General features: G+C 58.0%; 15 protein-coding genes. 11 read left to right on the forward strand and 4 right to left on the reverse strand.

The window, feature by feature from the left end:
• The first annotated feature begins 42 nt into the window (after positions 1-42).
• The 7 genes from adhP (at position 43) to C1N69_RS11515 (ending at position 8,317) form a co-directional block, all read left to right on the forward strand.
• Positions 43-1,053, forward strand: coding sequence for an alcohol dehydrogenase AdhP (adhP, locus tag C1N69_RS11485; RefSeq protein WP_032647362.1), 1,011 nt, complete (start codon positions 43-45; stop codon positions 1,051-1,053).
• A gap of 149 nt (positions 1,054-1,202) precedes the next feature.
• Positions 1,203-2,822 carry a TIGR04028 family ABC transporter substrate-binding protein gene (locus tag C1N69_RS11490; RefSeq protein WP_045286731.1) on the forward strand — a complete coding sequence of 540 codons (1,620 nt, stop codon included), beginning with the start codon at positions 1,203-1,205 and terminating at the stop codon, positions 2,820-2,822.
• A gap of 10 nt (positions 2,823-2,832) precedes the next feature.
• Positions 2,833-3,777, forward strand: coding sequence for an ABC transporter permease (locus C1N69_RS11495; protein WP_088244206.1), 945 nt, complete (start codon positions 2,833-2,835; stop codon positions 3,775-3,777).
• Complete coding sequence (locus C1N69_RS11500) at positions 3,774-4,625, forward strand: ABC transporter permease (protein ID WP_095451265.1); 852 nt, start codon at positions 3,774-3,776, stop codon at positions 4,623-4,625. The genes C1N69_RS11495 and C1N69_RS11500 overlap by 4 nt, the downstream gene beginning before the upstream one ends.
• The gene (locus C1N69_RS11505; protein WP_155031220.1) at positions 4,622-6,229 is read left to right on the forward strand and encodes a dipeptide ABC transporter ATP-binding protein; all 1,608 of its coding nucleotides are present in this window, start codon (positions 4,622-4,624) and stop codon (positions 6,227-6,229) included. Before C1N69_RS11500 ends, C1N69_RS11505 begins: the two co-directional genes overlap by 4 nt.
• The gene (locus C1N69_RS11510; protein WP_155031221.1) at positions 6,226-7,215 is read left to right on the forward strand and encodes a putative FMN-dependent luciferase-like monooxygenase; all 990 of its coding nucleotides are present in this window, start codon (positions 6,226-6,228) and stop codon (positions 7,213-7,215) included. Before C1N69_RS11505 ends, C1N69_RS11510 begins: the two co-directional genes overlap by 4 nt.
• A 10-nt stretch (positions 7,216-7,225) precedes the next feature.
• The gene (locus C1N69_RS11515; protein ID WP_155031222.1) at positions 7,226-8,317 is read left to right on the forward strand and encodes an alkylhydroperoxidase domain protein; all 1,092 of its coding nucleotides are present in this window, start codon (positions 7,226-7,228) and stop codon (positions 8,315-8,317) included.
• Between the two features lie 6 nt (positions 8,318-8,323).
• On the opposite strand, the gene araJ is transcribed toward C1N69_RS11515, so the two are convergent.
• The gene (gene araJ, locus C1N69_RS11520; RefSeq protein WP_155031223.1) at positions 8,324-9,499 is read right to left on the reverse strand and encodes an MFS transporter AraJ; all 1,176 of its coding nucleotides are present in this window, start codon (positions 9,497-9,499) and stop codon (positions 8,324-8,326) included.
• 165 nt (positions 9,500-9,664) lie between these two features.
• Here araJ and ppk2 point away from each other — a divergent pair, with 165 nt between their 5' ends.
• From ppk2 to C1N69_RS11535, 3 genes are all read left to right on the forward strand, one after another.
• The gene (ppk2, locus tag C1N69_RS11525; protein WP_095451261.1) at positions 9,665-10,483 is read left to right on the forward strand and encodes a polyphosphate kinase 2; all 819 of its coding nucleotides are present in this window, start codon (positions 9,665-9,667) and stop codon (positions 10,481-10,483) included.
• Between the two features lie 102 nt (positions 10,484-10,585).
• Positions 10,586-10,774, forward strand: coding sequence for a type II toxin-antitoxin system CcdA family antitoxin (locus C1N69_RS11530; protein ID WP_094917212.1), 189 nt, complete (start codon positions 10,586-10,588; stop codon positions 10,772-10,774).
• Positions 10,774-11,097 carry a CcdB family protein gene (locus tag C1N69_RS11535; protein ID WP_155031224.1) on the forward strand — a complete coding sequence of 108 codons (324 nt, stop codon included), beginning with the start codon at positions 10,774-10,776 and terminating at the stop codon, positions 11,095-11,097. The genes C1N69_RS11530 and C1N69_RS11535 overlap by 1 nt, the downstream gene beginning before the upstream one ends.
• 54 nt (positions 11,098-11,151) lie before the next feature.
• Here the strand turns inward: C1N69_RS11535 and fdnI are convergent, their stop codons facing one another.
• From fdnI to fdnG, 3 genes are read right to left on the reverse strand one after another with little or no spacing between them, the layout of a single operon-like run.
• Positions 11,152-11,808: a formate dehydrogenase-N subunit gamma gene (gene fdnI / locus C1N69_RS11540; RefSeq protein ID WP_045286741.1), complete on the reverse strand. Its 657-nt coding sequence runs from the start codon at positions 11,806-11,808 to the stop codon at positions 11,152-11,154.
• Positions 11,801-12,682, reverse strand: a complete 882-nt coding sequence (gene fdxH, locus C1N69_RS11545; RefSeq protein ID WP_025758872.1) for a formate dehydrogenase subunit beta — start codon at positions 12,680-12,682, stop codon at positions 11,801-11,803. The genes fdnI and fdxH overlap by 8 nt, the downstream gene beginning before the upstream one ends.
• 11 nt (positions 12,683-12,693) lie before the next feature.
• The gene (gene fdnG, locus C1N69_RS11550) at positions 12,694-15,741 is read right to left on the reverse strand and encodes a formate dehydrogenase-N subunit alpha (RefSeq protein WP_155031225.1); all 3,048 of its coding nucleotides are present in this window, start codon (positions 15,739-15,741) and stop codon (positions 12,694-12,696) included.
• Positions 15,742-15,960: 219 nt separating this feature from the next.
• On the opposite strand from fdnG, the gene yddG reads away from it, so the two are divergent.
• Positions 15,961-16,839 carry an aromatic amino acid DMT transporter YddG gene (gene yddG / locus C1N69_RS11555; protein ID WP_095440614.1) on the forward strand — a complete coding sequence of 293 codons (879 nt, stop codon included), beginning with the start codon at positions 15,961-15,963 and terminating at the stop codon, positions 16,837-16,839.
• Positions 16,840-16,940: the final 101 nt, after the last annotated feature.

Consider the following 16,940-nt stretch of genomic DNA (forward strand, 5'->3'; position numbering starts at 1 on the left):
ACACCTGCTATGCAGATTCTTATCATGAACAAGGAGATACACATGAAGGCTGCTGTTGTCACTCAGGATCATCAGGTCAATGTCACCGAAAAAACCTTACGCCCGCTGAAGCACGGGGAAGCCCTGCTGAAGATGGAGTGCTGTGGCGTATGCCATACCGATCTTCACGTGAAGAACGGCGATTTCGGCGATAAAACCGGCGTGATCCTGGGCCATGAAGGGATTGGGATCGTCAAAGAGGTCGGCCCTGGCGTGAAATCGCTGAAAGTCGGCGATCGCGCGAGCGTGGCATGGTTTTTTGAAGGCTGTGGCCACTGCGAATACTGTAATACCGGCAACGAAACCCTGTGCCGCGATGTGAAAAACGCCGGTTACTCCGTGGATGGCGGCATGGCGGAAGAGTGCATCGTCACCGCGGATTACGCGGTAAAAGTGCCGGATGGTCTGGATTCGGCGGCGGCCAGCAGCATTACCTGCGCTGGCGTCACCACCTACAAAGCCGTGAAGGTATCGGGTATTAAACCGGGCCAGTGGATTGCCATTTACGGTCTGGGCGGGCTCGGTAACCTCGCGCTGCAGTACGCCAAAAACGTCTTTAATGCCAAAGTCATCGCCCTTGACGTTAACGACGAACAGCTGAAGCTGGCGGCCAGCATGGGCGCGGATTTAACCATCAACTCCCGCAGCGAAGATGCCGCGAAAATTGTGCAGGAAAAAACCGGCGGCGCGCATGCAGCCGTGGTGACGGCCGTGGCAAAAGCGGCGTTTAACTCGGCAGTGGATGCCGTGCGCGCCGGTGGCCGCGTGGTGGCGGTGGGTCTGCCACCGGAAGCCATGAGCCTCGATATTCCACGTCTGGTGCTGGACGGCATTCAGGTGGTCGGCTCCCTGGTCGGCACCCGTCAGGATCTGCAGGAGGCGTTCCAGTTCGCCGCGGAAGGCAAAGTGGTGCCTAAGGTCACGATGCGTCCGATCGAGGACATCAACGCCATCTTCAAAGAGATGGAACAGGGCCAGATCCGTGGCCGTATGGTGATCGACTTACGTTCATAATCGTCCACCTTTCATCACCGCTCCTCTCCGGGGCGGTTTTTTTATAGCCATTTTCCGGCAATCCTTATCTTAATTCCTTTGTTCCCTTGTTTTCCCCCGCGCCCGATGATGAATCCGACGCTAACAAGAAGATAACAAAGGAATTCACCATGCAAACCCCATTTCGTCTGCCGCTGCTGACGGCGTTAATTCTGACGACCACCGCAGCCTGGGCCGCTGATGCGCCCGTCAAAGGCGGCACGCTGATTTATCTGGAGCAACAGGCCCACACCAACCTCTATCCGCCTGCCGGTGGCTTTTACCCCAACGGCGGCATTCTGAACCAGATCACCGACAAACTGACCTGGCAGAACCCGAAAACGTTACAGGTTGAGCCCTGGGTGGCCGAAAGCTGGACCACCAACGCCGATAAAACCGAATACACCTTTAAACTTCGTCCCGGTATCACCTTCTCCGACGGCACGCCGCTGGACGCAAACGCCGTAGCGAAAAACTTTGATACCTACGGCTTAGGTAACAAAGCGCAGCGTCTACCGGTGTCCGAAGTGATCAATAACTACGATCGCAGCGAGGTGGTCGACCCGCTGACCGTCAAGTTCTACTTCAAAAAACCGTCGCCGGGTTTCCTGCAGGGCACTGCCACCATTGGCTCGGGTCTGGTCTCGCTCAGCACCCTGAAACGCAACTTTGAAGAGCTGGGGGATGCGCGCCACATCATTGGCTCCGGCCCGTTTGTGGTGAAAGACGAAAAGCTGGGGCGCGAAGTGACGCTTGAAGCCCGCAAAGATTACCAGTGGGGGCCAAAAAATCTGCCGCAGCAGGGTCCGGCCAATCTGGACGGCATCAAGTTTATCGTCACCCAGGAAGACAGCGTGCGCATCGGCGCTCTGCTGGCCGGTCAGGCGGATTTTATTCGTCAGGTACAGGCGTATGACGAAAAGCAGGCCACCGATCAGGGCTATAAAATCTATGCTGCCCCGACGCGTGGGGTGAACGACAGCATCAGCTTCCGCCCGGACAACCCGCTGGTTTCCGACGTTCGCGTTCGCCAGGCGCTGCTGCACGCCACCAATGCGAAACAGGTGGTCGAGACCCTCTTCTCGGCTAACTATCCGCAGGCGAAGTCCGTGATTGCCGGTTCTGCCGCAGGCTTTGTCGATCTCAGCGATAAACTGACCTTTGACCCGGCAAAAGCCAACCAGCTGCTCGATGAGGCAGGCTGGAAAGCAGGCAGCGACGGCATTCGCGCGAAAGACGGCCAGCGGCTGGCGCTGACGGTCTATGAATCATTGCCGCAGCCGCAAAACAAAGAGGTGCTGCAGCTGGTTGCCCAGCAGTGGCGGCAGGTGGGCGTGGCCCTGAGCGTCAAGGCTGGTGACGCAGGCAGCCGCACGCTGGATAACCTTGACCCGCTGAAAACCCCGTTAACCGTCTCCGAAGTCGGCCGCGCCGATCCGGATGTGGTGAAGAGTATGTTCTACCCCGCTAACCGCGACGCGCTGCTGCAAAAAGGCGGCTCCAGCGACAAGGTTAAAAACTTTCGCGACGACAAGCTGAATGCGCTGCTGGTGAACATCTCTGCGGAAGTCGATCCGCAAAAACGCCTGCAGCTGACGGGCGACGCCCAGCGTTATCTGCTGGATAACGCCTACGTCATCCCGATCTTCGAGGAGCCGCAGGTCTTTGCCGGCGCCCCGTGGCTGAAAGGCGTGAATTTCGAAGCGGTAGGCCGCCCGTCGTTCTACGGCGCGTGGATTGAGAAACACTGAGGAGCTGACGATGCGCCACGCACTTCTTCAACGTTTCGGACATGGGCTGCTGGTGCTGTGGGCCGCCTTTACCCTCTCGTTCGTGTTGCTCCAGGTTCTGCCGGGCGACGCGGTGCTGATTAAATTTCAGAACCCGGACCTGGGCTTAAGCCCGGCGCAAATCGAGGAGATGCGCGTGGCCTACGGCGCGGACAGTCCGCTGTGGCAGCAGTACGGCCATACGCTGCTGGCGATGCTGCGCGGCGATTTCGGCTATTCGTTACAGGCAGGCGTGCCGGTCAGTGAGCTGATTGCCAGCAATCTGCCGGATACCCTGAGCCTCGCCCTGCCCGCCTTTTTACTCGCGGTTGTGCTGGCCTTCGCACTGGCCTTTGCGTCGCGGCTACCGGGCCTGCGCTGGTTGAGCAATACCTTCCAGTCTCTGCCGGTCCTGTTTATCTCCTTACCGACGTTCTGGCTGGGGATTGCCCTGATCCAGCTTTTTTCTTTTCAACTGCGGCTGATCCCGGTGATTAACCCGACGCCGTTGCAGGGGCTGATCCTGCCCATCGTCACCGTCGCCATCCCCATCTCCGCCCCGCTGGCACAAATCCTGATGCGCAGCCTGGACCAGGTGGCGACCCAGCCGTTTGTCGCCGTTGCCCGGGCCAAAGGGCTGAGTGAAACCGCCGTCCTGTGGCGTCACGTGACCGGCAACGCCCTGCTGCCGGTGCTGAATATTGCCGGGCTGCTGCTGGGCGAGCTGATTGCCGGTGCGCTGATCACCGAAACCGTTTTTGGCCGCAGCGGGCTGGGGCAACTGACCCAGCAGGCGGTCAATAACCAGGACATCGCCGTGCTTCAGGCGGTGGTGATGATTTCCGCGCTCGGTTTTGTCCTGATCAATCTGCTGGTGGATCTGCTGATGCCGCTGCTGGATCCCCGGCTGCAACCCCTTTCCGGAGGTGCTTCATGAGTCTGGTCGATTACGCTGCCGCCGCGCGTAAACGCGTCCCCGCCTGGCAGGGCGTCGCGTGGCAGCCCGGACTGTGGCTGGCATGGGCGGTCATTGTGATTGCGATTTTCGCCGCCGTGGCGCCGGGCCTGTTAACCCACTACAGCCCGATTGAGGGCATCGCGGGCGCACAGCGCCTGGCCCCTCAGGCCGGCCACTGGCTCGGCACCGATCAGCTTGGCCGCGATGTTTACACCCGTATTGTATATGGTGCGTCCCACTCCCTGAGCGCGGCGCTGGCCGCCGTCACGATGGGTCTGCTGGTGGGCACCGGTTTAGGGGTGGTTGCCGGGGCGTTCGCCGGACGCGTTGAGTCTTTCCTGATGCGTTTTGTCGACGTGCTGCTCTCCATCCCGTCCCTGCTGCTCTCGCTGACGGTGATCATTCTGCTCGGGTTTGGCACCGTTAATGCCGCAATTGCCGTGGGCGTGGCTTCCATTGCCAGCTTCGCCCGCCTCGCGCGCGGTGAAGTGGTGCGCATCCGCCATACGGATTATGTGGAGGCGGCGTTTGGCAGCGGCGGGACGTTCCTGGCGGTGCTGTGGCGACATATCCTGCCTAACGCCTTAACCGCCGTCCTCGCCTTTGCCACGCTGCAGTTTGGTCAGGCCATCCTGGCACTCTCCACGCTGAGCTTTCTCGGCTACGGCACCCCGCCGCCCGTGCCGGAATGGGGCTTATTGATTGCCGAAGGCCGTAACTATCTCTCTACCGCCTGGTGGTTAACCACCTTCCCCGGTGTGGTGGTCATCGCCGTCGTGCTGGCGACCAACCGAATCAGCCAGCAGTTCAGCGGAGGCCTGAAATGACCGTACTCTCGGTAGAAAACCTGACCCTTAGTTACCGTACCGCGCGCCAGTGGCGGGAGGTAGTGCATAACGTTAGCTTCACGCTTCGTCGGGGGGAAATGCTGGCGCTTGTCGGTGAATCCGGCTCCGGCAAAACGACCACGGCGCAGGCGATCATCGGTCTGCTGGCCGACAACGCCCGGCGTGATGCGGGAAAAATCGTGCTCAACGGTGAGGAGATAAGCCAGTGGTCCGCTAAGCGTCTTGATACCCTCCGCGGGGCCCGCATCAGCCTGGTACCGCAGGATCCGGGAAATTCGCTCAATCCGGTAAAAACCATCGGCGCGCAGGTTGGCGAAATTATTCAGCTGCACCAAAAGGTAAAGGCACTCCAGCGCGACGAGCAGGTGCTCGCCCTGCTGACTAAGGTCGGCCTAAGCCATCCCGAGCAGCGCATGAAACAGTATCCCCATCAGCTCTCCGGCGGGATGAAACAGCGGGTGTTGATTGCCATCGCGATAGCGCTGCGCCCGGACGTCATCATTGCCGACGAGCCCACCAGCGCGCTGGACGTCACCGTACAAAAACGCATTCTTGACCTGCTGGATCGCCTGCGCCGGGAATCGGGGACCGCCGTCCTGTTTGTTACCCACGATCTGGCTCTGGCCGCTGAGCGCGCGGACCGGCTGCTGGTTTTCCGCGATGGTGAGGTTCAGGAGCAGGGAAACACCGCCGATATCGTCCGTACGCCGCAGCACGCCTACACCCGCCAGCTGCTGAGCGATCTCCAGGGCCAGCGCCTGACCATCGCCCCGGTGGCCGGTCTGCCGCTTGCGTCACCGGCCATTCGCGCCCGCGCCATTAGCAAACGTTTCTCGCTGGGCAAAGGCCATCAGCTGCAGGCGCTGGATCAGGTGACGTTCGACGTCAGGCGTGGCAGCACGCATGCCCTGGTGGGTGAATCGGGCTCCGGGAAAACCACCCTTGCCCGTATTTTGCTGGGCTTTGAACAGGCCGACAGCGGGCAGGTCATTATTGACGATATTGATGCCACCACGCTCAGCCGCGAGGCCCGTCGCCAGCTGCGCCAGAAGATCCAGTTTGTCTACCAGAACCCGTTTGCCTCGCTCGACCCGCGTCAGACCCTGTTTGAGATTATCGAAGAGCCGCTGAAGAACTTTTCCCGCCTGCGCAAAGCGGAGCGCAAAATCCGGGTGGAGACCGTGGCGCAGCGGGTGGCCTTGCCCGTCGACCTCCTGACCCGTACCGCCCGCGAGCTGTCAGGCGGGCAGCGCCAGCGCGTGGCCATCGCCCGGGCGCTGATCCTGGAGCCGACCATTCTGGTGCTGGACGAAGCCACCTCCGCGCTGGATGTCACCGTTCAGGCGCAGATCCTGGCGTTGCTGCAGCAACTGCAGCAGCAGCTGGGGTTGACCTATCTCTTCATTACGCACGATCTCTCCACCGTGCGCCGGATCGCTCACAGCGTCACGGTGCTGCGCAGCGGTCAGGTGGTTGAGCACGGTGACGTCGGAACCTTGTTCGCTGCGCCGCAGAACGCCTATACCCGCGAACTGATTGACGCCATTCCCCATTTTTCACCCGCTACAGAGGAGTTCGCATGACGCGAAAACGCCTGGGGTTTTTCACCCGCCTGCTTGACGATGCCACACCGAAGGCGCGCTATCGTCTGGCAACTGAACAGATCCGCCACGCTGAACGCCACGGCTTTGACAGCGCGTGGATTGCGCAGCACCACTTCCATGAAAGTGAAGGCGGTTTGCCGTCGCCATTGCTGTTCCTGGCCCACGTTGCGGCGCATACCGAAACCATCCGTCTGGGCACAGCCATTATTACCCTGCCGATGGAAAACCCGCTGCGCGTGGCGGAAGATGCCGCGGTGCTTGATTTACTCGCCGATGGACGTCTTGAAGTCGGGCTGGGGTCAGGCGGCACGCCCACCTCATTCCTGCCGTTCGGCCTGACGTTTGAGGCGCGCGCAGCCGCGTTTGCCGAGAACCTGCACGTGCTCCAGAGCGCCTGGCGTGGGGATTCGCTCGCCCATCCGGATAACCACTTATACCCACCGGCACCGCAACTGGCGGAGCGCATCTGGATTGCCACCTTCTCCGTGGAGGGGGCCGTGCGGGCAGCCCAGGCCGGACACGGCTTAATGCTCTCACGCACGCAGCCGCGCCCGGCAGACCAGCCTGATCTCACGCTCGACGCTATCCAGAACCCGATTGTGGATGCCTACCTTGAGGCGCTACCGGCAGGCATCGCGCCGCGTATACTCGCCTCACGCACCGCGTTCGTCGCCGACAGCGATGACTATGCGCTGAAAGTAGCGACGCCGGGTCTCACGAAACAGGCACAGCAGCATCGCGCTGCCGGACACGCGGTTAAAGGTGACACCGTCACGGATTATCGTCGTCAGTTTGACGCCCATATCGGTTCGCCCGACACGGTATTGCGCTCACTGCACGCCGATTCCATTCTCAGGCGCGCCACGGATATCTCGTTCCAGGTCCATTCGGTCGAGCCCACGCACCGCGACACCCTACGCTCCATTGAGCTGATTGCCGAACATATTGCCCCCCACATTCTTTGAGGAGAGACCTATGTCATTAAGTCAGGATATTCTTGCCGAGCTGGCGGAAATTAAACCCGGTTCCCCTCTGGCAGAGGCGCGCGCCACGCGGGACGCCGCCACGCGCCATGCGCAGGGCAGCTATGAAATCCTCTTTAGCCAGCAGGATGAAGATTTTGCACTCGACGAGCGTTTCGCCGTGGCGGCGAAAGTGGCCAGGTGGCACAACGCGGAGGCGCTGGCCGCGCACTACGCGGGGTTTGGCCTGGCTGACCCGACTTCAGACCGCCTGACCCCGGCGCTGAACTTCGCGCGCCTGCTGACCTTCTCCCCCGTTGAAGCCACGCCGGCGGCGCTAAAGGCGCTGACCCAGGCAGGATGGAGCAAGGATGGCATTGTCACCCTGGCGCAGCTTATCGCGTTTGTCAGCTTCCAGAGTCGACTGATCGCCGGACTGCGTCTGCTTAACGACAGGCCCGTTGCCACAAGCGATGCACCGGTGGCCGCGGGTATCTGGCATACAACGCCAACCACGGTCACCGGGAAGGCGGCACCCGTTGCCTTCACCCAGCAGGAGCTGGGCTGGGAGCCATGGATAGCCGCCAAACCGCTGGCGGAGTTCCGTGACGATGAGGTGGCGATCCTGGCGAAATTTGGCCACACGGACTCCGACTATTTCCGCCTGCTGGGGCGCAACCTGCCGGTGCTTGAACAGCGGACGCTGACGGATAAAGGGATTTTTTATACGCCGGGAGGATTGCCGCGCGCCGAGCGTGAGCTGGCTGCAACGGTCGCCAGTAAAATCAACGGCTGCATCTACTGCGCATCTGTCCATGCGCGTAAAGCCAGCCAGCTCTCTAAGGATGACGACGCGGTGGAAGCACTGCTGGCGGTACGTCCCGGGCAATCCCTCAGTGAGGGACAGTCTGCACGCTGGCAGGCGGAAATTAACTTCGCGGCGGCGCTGTCGGTTACACCGCCTGCCGCCACGCCGCTGCACCTTGCCGCCCTGGAAAAAGAGGGGCTGGATACCTTAGCGCAGCTTGACCTGGTGCAGTCCGCGGCGTTCTTCGCCTGGGCCAACCGCCTGATGCTGACCCTCGGCGAGCCCTGGCTTGCCTGACCCGTTTCAGGCTAGCGCGCGAGCGTTAGCCTGAGCCTCTCTGGCCCGCAGATAACCGTAGATCAGCAGCGCACTCATGGCCGAAAACGAGAGGAACGCCGCAGGCAGCGTGACGTAGCGCCAGCTAAAGCCGAGGGTAATCATCATTCCGCCGAAGTACGCACCAATGGCGCTGCCGAGATTAAACGCCATCTGCCCGCCCGCGGCCCCCAGCATCTCCCCGCCCTTCGCATTTTGCAGCAGCAGGATTTGCAGCGGCGCAGAGAGCGCGAACAGCCCGGCGCAGCAGATAAAGCCCATCACCAGCGAGGCCGTTTTCAGTTCGCCAAAGGCGAAAAGCAGCAGCAGCGAGGCGACAATCACCATGTCGGTGGTGGCCGCAATGCGCAGCGGACTAAAACGCCCCGAGAGCTTACCGCTCAGCAGATTGCCCAACACCATACCCAGGCCCATCAGCATCATGATGAGGGTCATCGCCCCTTCTTCGATGCCCGATACGTTGACCATAAACGGTTTAACGAAGCTGAACCAGGCAAACACGCCGGCGTTGCCAAACATCGTGGCGGCAAAAATCAGCCAGGGTTCGGGTTTCTTCAGAAACTGGAACTGCTCGGTCAATTTAATTTCTGATTTGTCATGGATATCCGGCACCCAGAGCAGCACCGAAAGGATCACCAGCGCATTGAACGCGGCAATCACGAAAAAGGTATAGCGCCAGCTGAACTGATGCCCAAGCCAGGTGCCCAGCGGAACGCCCATCAGGTTGGCCACCGTCATACCAGCAATCATCCCGGCCACCGCAACCGTCACCTTCCCCGGTGGCGCAATTTTCGAGAGGATAATTGCCCCGACGCCGAAAATCGCGCCGTGAGGGAATCCTGAAATTAAGCGTCCCGTCGCCAGCCAGAAATAGGTCGTTGAAAAGGTAAACAGGGTATTTCCGACGGCGGACATCGCCACCAGAAACAGCAGCGTGGTTTTTAACGAGAATTTGCCGGAAAACAGCGCCACAATCGGCGCGCCGATGACGACGCCGAAGGCATAAAACGAAATCATATTTCCCGCGGAGGGAATGGAGATACCCGTGTCCAGCGCCAGTTCGGTCAGGACACCCATAATGCCAAATTCAGCCATGCCCAGGCCAAAGGTGCTCAGCGCTAATGAGAAAATTGTCTTTTTCATACCACAACCACGTGTGAAAAATTCGCAGCGGGCATTATTGAACAATCTTGTATGGTGAGCCAGTTCAAATCAGCTGGCTGACACGTTAATCCATTCATTCAGGTGGATTACACTTAATAGTGCGGCCTCGCTTTTTCCCCGCCGGACAACCTGAGGATGACAATCATGGGAAGCAAAAAGAAAACCAGTGTCGCTGTTGATGTCGAAATAAATACACCGCTTAAAAACAAAGAGTATGAAAAAGAGCTCCGCCGCCTGCACGTTGAATTGGTTAAGCTCCAGCAGTGGGTCGTCGCCAAAGGATTAAAAGTGTGTATCGTTTTTGAAGGTCGCGACGGCGCCGGTAAAGGCGGCACCATTAAAGCGATCACCGAGCGCGTCAGTCCTCGCGTATTTCGCGTAGTTGCCCTCCCAGCCCCGACGGAAAAAGAAAAAAGCCAGCTCTACTTCCAGCGCTATGTGCCGCATCTGCCTTCGGCTGGCGAAATCGTGATCTTCGATCGCAGCTGGTACAACCGTGCGGGCGTGGAGCGGGTAATGGGATTCTGCACGGAGGAACAGGTTGAGAAATTTTTGGATGGCGCGCCGGTCATGGAAAAAGCGATGGTCGATGCCGGCATTATCCTGCTGAAATACTGGCTGGAGGTGACGCCGAAGGAGCAGGAGCGACGCCTGCGCGACCGGATTAACGATGGTCGTAAGATCTGGAAGCTTTCGCCGATGGACATTAAGTCCTTTAACCTGTGGGACGAGTACACTCTCGCACGCGACGCCATGTTTGAAGCCACCGATACCGCCTGGGCGCCGTGGTTTGTGGCGCGTTCAGAAGATAAAAAACGCGTGCGCCTGAATATTATTTCGCACCTGCTTTCGCAGATCCCGTATAAAGAACTGCATGTTGAAAAGGTCGATTTACCGAAACGGAAAATAGGTAAAGTGAAGCCAACGAAATATCCGTTCCGGTATGTGGAAGAGCGGTTTTGATATAACTGGAAGGCGGCTCGCAGAATGTAGATTACCAGGGGAAACGGTATTGTTTTTTGTTGGCTGCGGTTGATAATGGCCGCACCAACAATGGAGGTAAAAATGAAACATACCGCAGAAACAAAACAGGGTCAGAACATCTCATCGCGTAAGCCCTGTTGTCATGCTGAACAAAGCGCTGCCAGACGACATCAGCTATCAGAAGAAGATGGTGCATTTATACAGGCAATGAATGAGTTTGTAGAGAAACATGGAACGATTACTGATGATGATTTTTTCAGGGTGCTTTAATGCTGAGACAATTCAACGTTTATCGTAATACGTCTGCCGCCACCCGGGACAGGCTTCCTTACTATATGCTTATTCAGGATGATTGCTATGATGACCTTGCCACACGTGTAATCGTACCTCTTGCCAGAAATAACAGACTACCGTTATGGCAGAGCCAATTGGCTCCTGGCGTTAATATCGATTTTGAAACGCTACTGATTTATTCGCCAATGATAACGAATATTAATAATCAAAAAATTAATCCTGAAAATTTTGTGTGCAATTTACGTCACGCACGTCATGACGTTATAGCGGCAATCGATCGTTTACTCACTAACACATGACGTAAGGCCTGCAGGGTAGCGCAGCGCCGCCGGGCACAGCCGACGGCGCAGGTCTTACTTCAATCCTTCCGTACTTTCCTGTTTCGCTTCCAGCCGCTCCACATCACGATACCAGCGCGGGTGATGTTTCTGCGCCCAGCGACGACTCACCTTCCCTTCAATCATCCCTTTAATCGAGCCTTTCACCCAGAACGCCATATACATATGGATCAGAATGGCATGGATCAGAATGATGGCTGACGTCGCGTGGATAAGCAGCGCGTAGCGCACCACCTGAATCGGGAAATATGGCGCGAAATAGGGTCGCCAGATCATTACCCCGGTCACCAGCAGCACAAAAATCATGCTCATGATGGTCCAGAACATCATTTTCTGCCCGGCATTGTATTTCCCCACTTTCGCGACGTGATGCTCGTTGCCCTTCAGGACTTCAACAATCCCTTTCACCCACGGAATGTCCTGCTTGTCCGGGATATTGTGATGAACAAAGCGCACGAACATAAACATCAGCACCACGAAAATCAGCACCCCGAAGAACGGGTGCAGAATGCGCCCCATCTGCGGGGTACCGAAGGTTTCGGTTAGCCACTGCAGCGTCGGGAAGAAGAACGAAATCCCCGACACCGCCACCAGGAAGAAGCAGATCACAACCGTCCAGTGACAGGCGCGGTCGATAAACTTTGTGCGCACAATCATTTTCGACTTACTCATGATGCTCCTCCTCGTCATCCACCTCTTTGTTTGGCCCGATACCGATATAGTGATAGATAAGCCCCGCAAAGGTGGCGATAAAGCCCGCCGCAGAGAGCGGTTTAAGCGCCCCTTTCCACAGGTTAATGGACGTATCGATAGCCGGATCCTTCGGCAGATTGTGGTAAAGCGCCGGCTGGTCGTTATGGTGCAGCACATACATCACGTGCGTACCGCCCACGCCCTGCGGGTTATAGATGCCCGCATTTTCATAGCCGCGTGCTTTCAGCTTATCCACCCGCGCCTGAGCCACATCCAGCATCTCTTTTTTGGTGCCAAAGTGAATGGCGCCGGTAGGACACGTCTTCACGCAGGCAGGCTCCTGTCCTACGCTGACCCGATCCACGCACAGAGTACATTTGTATACCCGGTTATCCTCTTTATTGAGTCGCGGCACATTGAACGGACAGCCCGCAATGCAATAGCCACAGCCGATGCAGTTGTCCTGCTGGAAGTCGACGATCCCGTTGGCGTACTGAATAATCGCCCCGGCGGACGGGCACGCCTTCAGGCAGCCCGGATCCTCACAGTGCATACAGCCGTCTTTACGGATCAACCACTCCAGCCTGCCGTTCTGTTCGGTTTCGCTAAAGCGCATCACCGTCCAGGACTTAGCGCTCAGATCCGCCGGGTTGTCATAAACCCCGACGCAGTGTCCCACCTCGTCGCGGATATCGTTCCACTCCGAACAGGCCACCTGGCAGGCCTTACAGCCCACGCAGGAGGAGACATCGATCAGCTTGGCGACCTCTGCCTTGTAATCCCGTGCGCGAGGCGCAGGGGTTATCGGGTTGGTCGCGGAGCGTTTAATCACGTCTTGTGTTTCCATCGCCATTTACTCGCTCCTTATGCTTTCTCGATGTTGACCAGAAACGCCTTGTACTCTGGCGTTTGCGAGTTGGCATCGCCGACGTTCGGCGTCAGGGTATTGGCGATGTAGCCTTTCTGCGCCACCCCTTCAAAACCCCAGTGCAGCGGGATACCAACGGTTTCCACCTCTTGACCATTCACGTTCAGCGTCTGCAGACGACGCGTCACCACCGCCACCGCGCGAATAAAGCCTCGCTTGCTGCTCACCTTCACCCGGTCGCCGTTGGCGATCCCTTTCGCTTTCGCCAGCGTTTCGCTTATCTCCACAAACTGTTCCGGCTGTGCGATAGCGTTGAGCCGCGCATGCTTGGTCCAGGTGTGGAAATGCTCGGTCAGGCGGTAGGTTGTCCCCACGTACGGGAATTTGTCCTTTTTGCCTAAGCGCAGCACATCGTCTTCGTAGATACGCACCACCGGGCTTGAGATGACGTTCGGGTGCAGCGGGTTTGTCCCCAGCGGCGTTTCCATCGGCTCGTAGTGCTCCGGGAACGGCCCTTCCGCCAACTTGTCGAGGGCAAACAGGCGCCCCAGCCCTTCCGGCTGCATGATAAATGGCCCGGTGTTGCTGCCCGGCGCGGCGGTGTTGTAGTCCGGGATATCATTCCCCGTCCACTTCGCCCCGTTCCACTCGATCAGCATGCGCTTCGGATCCCACGGCTTGCCGTTGATATCTGCGGACGCACGGTTGTACAGCACGCGACGGTTAAGCGGCCACGCCCAGGCCCAGCCCAGCGTGTTACCCAGCCCGGACGGGTCAGCGTTATCACGGTTGGCCATCTGGTTACCTTGCTCCGTCCAGCAGCCGGCGTAGATCCAGCAGGAGGACGCCGTCGTCCCGTCGTCGCGCAGCAGCGCGAAGCTGTTCAACAGCTGGCCTTTTTTCGCCACCAGGGCGCCGTTGGCGTCATAAAGATCCGCCAGCGCCACGCCGTTGTTCTCTTTCGCGACCTCTTCGGACTCAGGGCGATCCGGCTGCTTGTAGCTCCAGCTCATCTTCAGCAGCGGTTCAGCGCCTTTGCCGCCTTCGGTGCGGTACATCTCGCGCAGGCGATGGTAAATCCCGGCCAGGATCTCGCCGTCGTTACGTGCTTCACCCGGCGCATCCTGACCTTTCCAGTGCCATTGCAGCCAGCGGCCGGAGTTGGCGATGGAGCCGTCCTCCTCCGCAAAACAGGTGGACGGCAGGCGGAACACTTCGGTCTGAATCGACGCCGGATCGACATCGTTCGCTTCCCCATGGTTCTGCCAGAAAGTGGAGGTCTCGGTCACCAGCGGATCGATAACCACCATGTACTTCAGCTTGCTCAGGCTACGAACCACTTTGTTTTTGTCCGGGAACGAGGCCACCGGGTTAAAGCCCTGGCAGATGTACCCCGTGACGTCGCCTTTATCCATCATGTTGAAATACCTGATGACGTCGTAAGCCTGGTCCCACTTCGGTAACCACTCAAAGCCCCAGTCGTTCTCTTTCTGCGCCGCATCGCCGTAGAAGGATTTCATCAGGCTGACGTAGAACTTCGGATAGTTGCTCCAGTAGTTCACCTGGTCCGGCAGCGTCGCTTTTGGCGTGTTCGCCGCCAGGTACGTTTGCAGATCCGCCTGCTTTTCAGACGGCAGCGTCAGGTAGCCTGGCAGGCTGGTGGAGAGCAGGCCAAGGTCGGTCAGGCCCTGAATATTGGAGTGACCGCGCAGGGCATTCACGCCGCCGCCCGCCATGCCCATATTGCCGAGCAGCAGCTGGATCATCGCCATGGTGCGGATGTTCTGCGCGCCAACGGTATGCTGCGTCCAGCCCAGCGCATACAGGAACGTCGTGGTTCTGTCTGCGGCACTGGTGGAGGCCAGCACGTCACACACTTTCAGGAAGTCCGCTTTCGGCGTGCCGCAGATGTTCTCCACCACGTCCGGCGTGTAGCGTGACACGTGCTGTTTCAGCAGGTTCCATACGCAGCGCGGATGCGTCAGCGTTTCATCGCGCATCGCGTAGCCGTTTTCATCGAACTGATAGTTCCATGAGGACTTATCGTACTGGCGTTTTTCGGCGTCATAGCCGCTAAACAGGCCGTCCTCAAAGGCAAAATCATCCCGCACCAGCAGGTTCGCGTTGGTGTAGTGCTTAACGTATTCCGCGTTAATTTTGTTGTTTTCTATCAGGTACCGCAGAACGCCAGAGAGGAACGTAATGTCCGTCCCGGAGCGAATCGGCGCATAAATATCCGCCACCGATGCCGTACGCGTAAAACGCGGATCGACGACGATAAGCGTCGCATCGTTATTGTTTTTCGCTTCCATCGCCCAGCGGAAGCCCACCGGATGAGCCTCAGCGGCATTTCCGCCCATCACCACCACGACGTTTGCGTTTTTGATATCAACCCAGTGGTTGGTCATCGCACCGCGACCAAATGTTGGAGCAAGACTTGCTACCGTTGGTCCGTGTCAGACGCGCGCCTGGTTGTCTACCGCCAGCATGCCGAGAGAGCGCACAAATTTTTGCGTCAGCATGCCGGTTTCATTACTTGCCGCAGAGGCACACAGCATGCCGGTCGAAAGCCAGCGGTTGACCGTCACGCCCTGCGCGTTCTTTTCAATAAAGTTGGCGTCGCGGTCGGCTTTCATTAATCTGGCAATACGAGAGAAGGCCTCATCCCAGGAGATACGCTGCCATCTGTCTGAGCCTGGCGCGCGGTATTCCGGGTAGCGCAGGCGGTTGTCGCTGTGAACGTAGTCCAGCAGCCCCGCTCCTTTCGGGCACAGCGCCCCGCGACTCACCGGATGGTCCGGGTCCCCTTCAATGTGGTAAATCGCTTCTCTGGCGTTCTTCGCGCCATCGCCCAGGCTATACATTAAAAGCCCACAACCTACGGAGCAGTATGTGCAGGTGTTACGGATCTCTTTTGCGCGCAGCAGCTTATAGTTGCGTGCCTGAGCCAGTGCCATTTTGGGAGCAAACCCCAGCATAGCGGCTGTTGTTCCGGCCATACCGCCCGCGCAGATTTTGAAAAATTGTCTGCGGCTGACGTCCATTGTTGTCCTCGTTATCTGATAAGACTTCGTGGCGCAAACTAACAGCAAAGCCCCTGATTTTTTTGCGTCAAATCAAGGTCGCCTGCCTTCACCCCCTTAATAGTCACTGCCGTTACGGTTAAATACCTCTTTTTGATTAACAGCTTAAGAGAATAATTCGCGACAGCGTCAGGATGAATGCGCTACATTTTCCCTTTGTTTTTTAGCAATGGCGAAGTCATGGACAGAAAGAGAGCAACGCTTATTGGGCTGGCGGCAATACTGTTATGGAGCACCATGGTCGGCCTTATTCGCAGCGTGAGCGAAGGGCTGGGGCCGGTAGGCGGTGCGGCGATGATATACACCCTCAGCGGATTACTGTGTCTGGTGACGGTAGGATTTCCTGATATCAGACGATTTTCGTCCCGGTACCTTATTGCGGGCAGCGTTCTGTTTGTCAGCTACGAAATATGTCTGGCGCTGTCGCTGGGCTATGCCGCCACGCGATCGCAGGCCATTGAGGTCGGTATGGTCAATTACCTCTGGCCAAGCCTGACCATTGTTTTCGCTATTTTGTTCAACGGACAAAAATCCACCCTGTGGGTGATCCCGGGGTTAGCCATCTCATTACTGGGAGTCTGCTGGGTATTAGGCGGTGAACAGGGATTACACCTTGATGAAATAACCCGCAATATCATCTCCAGCCCGCTGAGCTATGCGCTGGCATTTGCCGGGGCATTTATCTGGGCGGCCTACTGTACCGTTACGCGTAAATTTGCGCAGGGGCAAAACGGTATCACGCTGTTTGTGTTGCTGACCGCACTGAGTTTGTGGGTGAAATATGCCCTGAGTGAACAGCCCGATATGGTATTCACCCTTCCGGTGGTGGTGAAACTTGTGATGTGCGGGGTTGCCCTTGGTCTGGGTTATGCCGCCTGGAATATTGGCATTCTTCACGGGAACGTCACGATACTGGCGGCCATTTCCTATTTTACCCCGGTCCTTTCAGCCGCGCTTGCCGCCGCCGTGCTGAGTTCGCCCCTCTCCTTCTCCTTCTGGCAAGGCGCGCTGATGGTCTGCGCCGGGTCATTACTCTGCTGGTACGCGACAAAACAATAATGTCGATTTTGCTGTCGGGTTATATTCAGCCCGACAACAAATTATTAACATAATTTTAATATCAACACGCCAGAATTCTCTTCAGGACACCCGGACAGGTA

This window comes from Enterobacter sichuanensis (assembly GCF_009036245.1).
Lineage (GTDB): Bacteria > Pseudomonadota > Gammaproteobacteria > Enterobacterales > Enterobacteriaceae > Enterobacter > Enterobacter sichuanensis.

Excerpts from the sequence above, each read along its gene's own strand:
- adhP (WP_032647362.1), top strand. The coding sequence starts at position 43 with ATGAAGGCTGCTGTTGTCACTCAGGATCATCAGGTCAATGTCACCGAA.
- fdnI (WP_045286741.1), bottom strand. The coding sequence starts at position 11,808 with ATGAGTAAGTCGAAAATGATTGTGCGCACAAAGTTTATCGACCGCGCC.
- C1N69_RS11505 (WP_155031220.1), top strand. The coding sequence starts at position 4,622 with ATGACCGTACTCTCGGTAGAAAACCTGACCCTTAGTTACCGTACCGCG.
- araJ (WP_155031223.1), bottom strand. The coding sequence starts at position 9,499 with ATGAAAAAGACAATTTTCTCATTAGCGCTGAGCACCTTTGGCCTGGGC.
- C1N69_RS11530 (WP_094917212.1), top strand. The coding sequence starts at position 10,586 with ATGAAACATACCGCAGAAACAAAACAGGGTCAGAACATCTCATCGCGT.
- C1N69_RS11495 (WP_088244206.1), top strand. The coding sequence starts at position 2,833 with ATGCGCCACGCACTTCTTCAACGTTTCGGACATGGGCTGCTGGTGCTG.
- C1N69_RS11490 (WP_045286731.1), top strand. The coding sequence starts at position 1,203 with ATGCAAACCCCATTTCGTCTGCCGCTGCTGACGGCGTTAATTCTGACG.
- C1N69_RS11500 (WP_095451265.1), top strand. The coding sequence starts at position 3,774 with ATGAGTCTGGTCGATTACGCTGCCGCCGCGCGTAAACGCGTCCCCGCC.
- yddG (WP_095440614.1), top strand. The coding sequence starts at position 15,961 with ATGGACAGAAAGAGAGCAACGCTTATTGGGCTGGCGGCAATACTGTTA.
- C1N69_RS11535 (WP_155031224.1), top strand. The coding sequence starts at position 10,774 with ATGCTGAGACAATTCAACGTTTATCGTAATACGTCTGCCGCCACCCGG.
- C1N69_RS11515 (WP_155031222.1), top strand. The coding sequence starts at position 7,226 with ATGTCATTAAGTCAGGATATTCTTGCCGAGCTGGCGGAAATTAAACCC.
- fdxH (WP_025758872.1), bottom strand. The coding sequence starts at position 12,682 with ATGGCGATGGAAACACAAGACGTGATTAAACGCTCCGCGACCAACCCG.
- C1N69_RS11510 (WP_155031221.1), top strand. The coding sequence starts at position 6,226 with ATGACGCGAAAACGCCTGGGGTTTTTCACCCGCCTGCTTGACGATGCC.
- ppk2 (WP_095451261.1), top strand. The coding sequence starts at position 9,665 with ATGGGAAGCAAAAAGAAAACCAGTGTCGCTGTTGATGTCGAAATAAAT.